Consider the following 3484-nt stretch of genomic DNA (forward strand, 5'->3'; position numbering starts at 1 on the left):
GCGTATAATCGTCGGCAGCGTCAGATGTGTATAAGAGACAGGGGGGAGACGGTGGCGGTGCTGGGGGTGGGCTGGTCCTTCCTGACCGCCGACGGGCTGGCCCATCTGATCCTGCCCGCCGCCAACCTCGCCTTGTTCAAGCTGGCGCTGATCCTGCGGCTGACCCGCGCCGGGGTGCGGGAGGTGGTGCATCTCGATTACGTCCGCTTCGCCCGCGCGCGCGGGCTGGCCCCGTCGCGGGTGGTCGGGGTGCACATCCTGCGCTCCATCCTGATTCCCATCGTCACGGTGATCGGGCTGGAATTCTGCTCCACCGTCGCCTTCTCCATGGTGACGGAGAGCATCTTCGCTTGGCCCGGCATGGGACGGCTGATGGTGGAGAGCATCCATGTCCTCGACCGCCCGGTGATCGTCGCCTATCTGGTCGCGGTGGTCCTGCTGTTCGTCGCGGTGAACCTGCTGGCCGACATCCTCTACCGGCTGCTCGACCCGCGTGTCGGCATCGCCGGGGCGGGAGGTGCGGCATGAGCAGCCTCGCCGAAGATGGGCCGCCGCCCGCCCCGGCGCTTGCCGTGTCCGAACCCTCCCCGTCGCCGTCCTTATCACCCATGCGCGTCCTGTGGCGGGACTTCGCCGCCTCGCGGGTGGCGCTGGGCAGCCTCGCCGTCGTTCTGCTGCTGGTGGCCGCCGCCGTTCTGGCGCCCTGGATCGCGCCGCAGAATCCCTTCGACCTGACCCAGCTCGACCTGCTCGACGGGCGCCTGCCGCCGGGGGCGGAGGGGGCGCTGGTCGGCACCTACTGGCTGGGTACCGACGACCAGGGGCGCGACATGCTGTCGGCCATCCTGTTCGGGCTTCGTCTGAGCCTGCTGGTCGGCATCGGGTCGGCGGTGGTTGCCGGCGCGCTCGGCACGCTGGTCGGGCTGGCCGCCGCCCAGTCCAACGCCCAGGCGAACGGGCGTGTCGACGCGGCGCTGATGCGGCTGGCCGATCTGCAACTGTCCTGCCCCTCCATCCTGATCGCGCTGATGGTGATCGCCTTCCTCGGGCGCGGCACCGGCAACGTGCTGCTGGCGCTGGTGCTGGTCGAATGGGCCTATTACGCCCGCGCCGCCCGCTCGGCGGCGCTGGTGGAGCTGAAGGCGGAGTATGTGGAGGCGGCGGGCGGCCTCGTCCTGCCCTCCTGGTGGATTCTGCTGCGCCACGTCCTGCCGAACTGCCTGCCGTCGCTGGTGGTGATCGCCACGACCCAGGTCGCCCGCGCCATCGCGCTGGAGGCGACGCTGAGCTTCCTCGGCCTCGGCGTGCCGGTGACCGAGCCGTCGCTCGGCCTGCTGATCGCCAACGGGCGGCAGTATGTGCTGTCCGGAGAGACCTGGATCAGCCTTTACCCCGGCTTGGCGCTCCTGCTGCTGATGGCCGCGATCAACTTGGCCGGCGACCGTTTCCGCGACGCCCTCAATCCAAGGCTCGGCCAATGAGCGCCACCCTTCCGTTGCTGGAGGTGCGCGGCCTGCGCACCGAGCTTCCCGCGCGCCAGGGCGCGCTGAGCGTGCCCCTGAACGTTCTGGACGGGGTGAGTTTCTCCCTCGGCCGCGGGCGCATCCTGGGGCTGGTCGGCGAGTCCGGGTCGGGCAAGTCGGCCACCGCCTTCTCCATCATAGGGCTGCTCGACCCGCCGGCGCGGGTGGCGGGCGGCTCGATCCGCTTCGCCGGGCGAGAACTGATCGGTCTTCCGGAGCGGGAGCTGAGACGCCTGCGCGGCAACCGCATCGCCATGATCTTCCAGGACCCGATGATGACGCTGAATCCCGTGCTGACCATCGGCGCCCAGATCGTCGAGACCGTGCTGGCCCACGCCCGCGTCGGCCGGGCCGAGGCGCGACGGCGGGCGCGCGACGCGCTGGGCCGGGTCGGCGTGCCGGGACCGGAGGAGCGGCTGGACGCCCACCCGCACGAGCTGTCCGGCGGCCTGCGCCAGCGGGTGGCGATCGCCATCGCGCTGCTGCACTCCCCGGACCTGATCATCGCCGACGAGCCGACCACCGCGCTCGACGCCACCATCCAGGCGCAGATCCTGCGGGAGATCCGCGGGCTTGCCGGCGGAGCGCTCGGTGGGGGCAGGCGGACGGCGGTGCTGTGGATCACCCACGACCTGTCGGTGGCCGAGCAGCTTTCGGACGAGATCGCCGTGATGTACGCGGGCCGCATCGTCGAGCAGGCCCCGGCGGAAGAGCTGCTGTCCCGCCCGGTGCATCCCTACACCGCCGGTCTGCTCGCCAGCCTGCCGCGGGGGCCTCGGGGCAGCCGGCTGACGCCGATTCCCGGCCTGCCGCCGACGCTGTCCGGACGCCCGGCGGGCTGCGCCTTCCGTCCGCGCTGCGCCGCTGCCGTACCCGCTTGCGCCGCCGACCCTCCCTGGCGAGGACGGACGGACGGGCAGGGCGGCGTACGCTGCCTGGACCCGCGAGGCGGGGAGGGGAGGTCGTGAGCCCGCCCTTGGCCGAGCTGCGCGGCGTCTCGCGGCTGTTCCCCATTCCGGGGCGACGGGGCGCTGTCCTGCGCGCCGTGGACGGGGTGGATCTGGCGGTGCGGCGGGGGGAACTCGTCGGGCTGGTCGGGGAGTCGGGCTGCGGGAAATCGACCGCGGCGCGGATTGCCGCCGGGCTCCTGCCGCCCAGCGCCGGCCGCGTGCTGATCGACGGGCAGGACGTCGCCGCGCTTCCCGCCGCCGAGGCGCGGGCCGCCCGGCTGCGCGTGCAGATGGTCTTCCAGAATCCCCACGCCAGCCTGAACCCGCGCTTCACCGTGGAGGAGATCGTCGGCGAGGCGGTGCGCTACCATCGGCTGGTGCCGCGCGCCGCCCTGGCCGAGCATGTGGCGGCGCAGCTTCTGCGCGTCGGCCTCGACCCGGCGCTGCGCCGCCACCACCCTCACCGCTTCAGCGGCGGGCAGCGCCAGCGCATCGGCATCGCCCGCGCGCTCGCCGTGCGGCCCGACCTGCTGGTCTGCGACGAGCCGGTGACCGCGCTCGACGTGTCGGTGCGCGCCGGCATCCTCAACCTGTTCCTTGACCTGCGCGACCGGGACGGTCTGGCGATCCTGTTCATCAGCCACGACCTGTCGGTGGTCGGCCACATCTGCGACCGGGTGGTGGTCATGTATCTCGGCCGCGTGGTCGAGGAGGGGCCGGTGGACGCCCTGTTCGAGCGCCCGCGCCACCCCTACACCCAGGCCCTGCTGGCCGACTCCCGAAGTGCCCTGCCTGAGGGAACCGTGCCGGTGCGCGGCGAGGCGCCGTCCCTGGCGGCGCGGCTCCCTGGCTGCCCTTTCCACCCGTGCTGTCCGGCGGCTCGGCCGGACTGCACGCGTGAGGTGCCGGCGTTGCGTGGGGTGGGGGAGGGGCATCGGGTGGCCTGTCTGCTCGCGAAGTGAGCGGTTCGAAAGCTGTCTCTTATACACATCTGACGCTGCCGACGATTAT

Annotated in this window: 4 protein-coding genes; all 4 read left to right on the forward strand. The window is 72.3% G+C overall.

Annotated elements, in window-relative coordinates; all coding sequences use genetic code 11:
• Positions 1 to 528, forward strand: a 528-nt coding sequence (locus tag Q4I23_RS31520; protein ID WP_498528829.1) for an ABC transporter permease, incomplete at its 5' end; no start/stop codon positions are given.
• A complete protein-coding gene (locus Q4I23_RS31525; RefSeq protein ID WP_498528830.1) occupies positions 525 to 1481 on the forward strand; it encodes an ABC transporter permease in 957 nt (318 codons plus the stop codon). The genes Q4I23_RS31520 and Q4I23_RS31525, both read left to right, overlap by 4 nt.
• On the forward strand, positions 1478 to 2491 hold the full coding sequence (locus Q4I23_RS31530; protein ID WP_498528831.1) for an ABC transporter ATP-binding protein: 1014 nt from the start codon (positions 1478 to 1480) through the stop codon (positions 2489 to 2491). The genes Q4I23_RS31525 and Q4I23_RS31530 overlap by 4 nt, the downstream gene beginning before the upstream one ends.
• The gene (locus tag Q4I23_RS31535; protein ID WP_498528832.1) at positions 2488 to 3435 is read left to right on the forward strand and encodes an ABC transporter ATP-binding protein; all 948 of its coding nucleotides are present in this window, start codon (positions 2488 to 2490) and stop codon (positions 3433 to 3435) included. Before Q4I23_RS31530 ends, Q4I23_RS31535 begins: the two co-directional genes overlap by 4 nt.
• Positions 3436 to 3484 lie beyond the last annotated feature (49 nt).

The sequence above is a fragment of the Azospirillum sp. UFLA03-27 genome, assembly GCF_059803775.1.